Source organism: Streptomyces sp. NPDC005566 (assembly GCF_040605575.1).
Taxonomy (GTDB): Bacteria; Actinomycetota; Actinomycetes; order Streptomycetales; family Streptomycetaceae; genus Streptomyces.
The window spans coordinates 1-2,667 of record NZ_JBEXDB010000061.1 but is presented as its reverse complement, the minus strand read 5'-3'; the positions used below and the strand labels follow the sequence as shown (position 1 = coordinate 2,667).

Genomic DNA, 2,667 nt, shown 5'->3' with positions numbered 1-2,667 from the left:
AACGTCAGACCGGACAGGACGGCTCCGAACTCCTCCAGCATCGGCTCCATCAGGGCCGAGTGGAACGCGTGCGACACCGACAGCACGTTGAACCGGCGGCCCTGCTCCGCGCATTGGGCGGTGAAGCGCTCTATGTCTTTGGTGGTGCCGGACAGGACCACGGAGTTCGGGCCGTTGACGGCGGCGATGTCCAGGCCGGAGTCCGCGACGTCGACTTCGGTGGCCTGCACGGCGAGCATGCCGCCACCGGCCGGCAGCGCCTGCATCAGCCGACCGCGCTCGGCGACCAGGACGCACGCGTCGTCCAGGCCGAGGATCCCGGCCACGTGCGCAGCGGTGATCTCGCCCAGGGAGTGACCCAGCAGTACGTCCGGGGTCGCGCCCCACGAATCGACGAGCCTGAACAGCGCAACCTCAAGCGCAAACAGGCCGGCCTGGGCCCACACGGTGTGGTCCAGGTCGACGCCGTCGGTCAGGACCTCACGCAGCGGACGCTCCAGCCGGACGTCGAGCCGTGCGCACACCGCGTCGAAGGCATCGGCGAACACCGGGAACGCCTCATACAGGCCCAGGCCCATGCCCGCACGCTGCGAGCCCTGGCCGGTGAACAGGAACGCGGTCCGGCCCTCCACGGTCGCACTGGCGGCGAGTACATCCCCACCCGAGGCCAGCACCACGCGATGCTCCAGCACCGCCCGCGTCGTCGACAGCGACCAGCCCACATCCACCGGATCCAGCTCCGGACGCTCCGCCACGAACTCCCGCAGCCGCTCCACCTGCGCCCGCAACGCGTCCGCCGACTTCGCCGCTACCGGCCACGGCACCGTGGCAGGGCGTCCGGCACGCGTCGGCACCGCCTCGACGGCCTGCGCTGCGGGAGGCTCCTCCAGAATGACGTGCGCGTTGGTGCCACTGATACCGAACGACGACACCGCAGCTCGGCGCGGCCGGCCCACCTCGGGCCACGGACGCGCCTCGGTGAGCAGTTCCACCGCGCCCGCCGACCAGTCCACCTGGGGGGAGGGGGCGTCGACGTGGAGCGTCGCCGGCATCAGGCCGTGTCGTAGGGCCATGACCATCTTGATCACGCCTGCCGCGCCGGCGGCTGCCTGGGTGTGACCTATGTTCGACTTGACGGAGCCGAGCCACAGTGGCTCGTCGCTCTCACCTCGCTCCTGGCCGTAGGTGGCCAGCAGTGCCTGCGCCTCGATCGGGTCACCGAGGCGGGTTCCGGTTCCGTGCGCCTCCACGACGTCGATGTCGGCGCCGGTGAGGTGGGCGTTGGCGAGAGCCTGACTCATCACCCTCTGTTGCGACGGGCCGTTGGGCGCCGTCAGACCGTTGGACGCGCCGTCCTGGTTGATGGCACTGCCGCGGACGACGGCGAGGATGTGGTGTCCGTTGCGCTGCGCGTCGGAGAGCCGTTCCACGACCAGTACCGCCGCGCCCTCTGCCCAGCCGGTGCCGTCCGCAGCGGCGGCGAAGGACTTGCACCGGCCGTCCGACGCCAGCCCGCCCTGCCGGGCGAAGTCGACGAAGACGCCGGGCGTGGACAGCACCGTCACACCGCCGGCCACCGCCAGATCACATTCACCCGCCCGGAGTGCCTGAGAAGCAAGGTGCAGCGCGACGAGCGAGGACGAGCATGCTGTGTCCACCGTTACCGCGGGGCCCTCGAGCCCGAAGGTGTAGGCCACCCGTCCGGAGAACACGCTTCCGGCGTTGCCTGTGGCCAGGAAGGCTTCGACGCCCTCCGGCACCACACCCAGACTCTGGGCGTAGTCGTGGTACATCACACCCGCGTACACGCCGGTCGACGAACCGCGGAGCGACATCGGGTCCAGCCCCGTCGATTCGAAGGCCTCCCATACGCCCTCCAGCAGCAGTCGCTGCTGCGGGTCCATGGCCAGCGCCTCACGCGGGCTGATCCCGAAGAGCCCCGCGTCGAAGTCTCCCGCACCGGCGACGAAGCCACCCGTCCCGGAGACTCCGCCCCAGGTCACGTCCCAGCCGCGGTCGTCCGGGAAGTCCGTCACCCCGTCACCGCCGGCCGTGACCAGATCCCACAGCCCTTCCGGGGAGACCACACCGCCCGGAAGCCGGCAGGACATCCCCACGATCGCGATCGGCTCGTCGGCAGCTGCCGGGACCAGCCGTCGCGGTGCCACCACGGCCGGATCACCGTCACCCGACAACGCCCCTGCCAGATGGCCGGCGAGCACCTGAACGTTCGGGTAGTCGAATACCAGTGTCGCCGGCAGTCGGAGCCCGGTGGTGGCGTTGAGCCGGTTGCGGAGCTCCACCGCGGTGAGCGAGTCGAAGCCCAGGTCCTTGAACGCCTGACGCTCGCCGACGGCATCCGCGGAGGTGTGCCCAAGGACATGGGCGACCTCGGTGAGGACCATGTCCTGCAACAGCCCGCCCCGCTCGGCCGACGACAGACCGGCCAACTGACGCAACAGTTGAGGCTCGCCTCCAGCCGCTCGGCTTGCCCTTCGGACGACGGCGGCCGGTACGAGGCCGCGCAGGAGTGCGGGTATCGGGGTGGTGCCGTTCCAGGAGCGGAGGGCACGGGTGTCGAGGAGTATCGCCACCACGTCGGCGCGGTCCGCGTTCAAAGCGGCGTCGAACAGGGCCAGGCCCTGTTCGTCCGTCAGTCCGGGGCCG

General features: G+C 70.7%; 1 pseudogene. It reads right to left on the bottom strand.

Annotated features, from left to right (window positions below):
- Positions 1 to 2,657, bottom strand: a pseudogene (locus ABZS61_RS34690) (beta-ketoacyl synthase N-terminal-like domain-containing protein); the annotation flags it as partial.
- Positions 2,658 to 2,667 lie beyond the last annotated feature (10 nt).